1 protein-coding gene is annotated in these 647 nt (G+C 61.7%); it reads left to right on the top strand.

Annotated elements, in window-relative coordinates:
* The coding region (modA, locus tag AC1DU6_RS34400) for a molybdate ABC transporter substrate-binding protein (RefSeq protein ID WP_477862954.1) at positions 1 to 610 on the top strand (610 nt) is incomplete at its 5' end.
* Positions 611 to 647: the final 37 nt, after the last annotated feature.

Genomic DNA, 647 nt, shown 5'->3' with positions numbered 1-647 from the left:
CTATGCTGCAAGCTCCGCGCTCGCCAAACAGATCGAACAAGGCGCACCGGCCGATGTCTTCGTGTCCGCCGACACCGACTGGATGGACTACGCCATCGGCAAAAAGAACATTAACGTCGCCACGCGCACCGACCTGCTCGGCAACAGCATCGTGCTGATCGCCGCCAAGGACGCCAAGCTCGACAACGTCACCATCGGTCAAGGCTTCGATCTCGCCAAGCTCGCCGGCGACGGCAAGATCGCCACCGGCGATGTGAAGTCGGTCCCGGTCGGCAAATACGCAAAGGCCGCGCTTGAGAAGCTGGGCAGCTGGACCGCCGCCGAGTCGAAATTCGCCATGGCCGAGAGCGTCCGCGCTGCGTTGACATTGGTGTCGCGCGGCGAAGCTCCGCTCGGCATCGTCTATGCGACCGATGCCAAGATCGATCCGGGCGTGAAGATCATCGGCACCTTCCCGTCGGACTCGCATCCGGCAATCATCTATCCGATCGCTGCGACCACAACCGCCAAGAGCGAAGCGGCCGACTATCTGGCCTTTCTGAGGTCGTCGGCCGCAAAGACGGTTCTTGAGAAGTACGGCTTCACGTTCATGGTCAAGCCGACGTCCTGACACGTGTCCGACATCTCCCCTGAAGAATGGACGGCGA

The sequence above is a fragment of the Roseateles sp. P5_B10 genome, from assembly GCF_056400485.1.
Note: the sequence above shows the minus strand (reverse complement) of the source record. Positions and strands in the feature narration are given on the sequence as shown.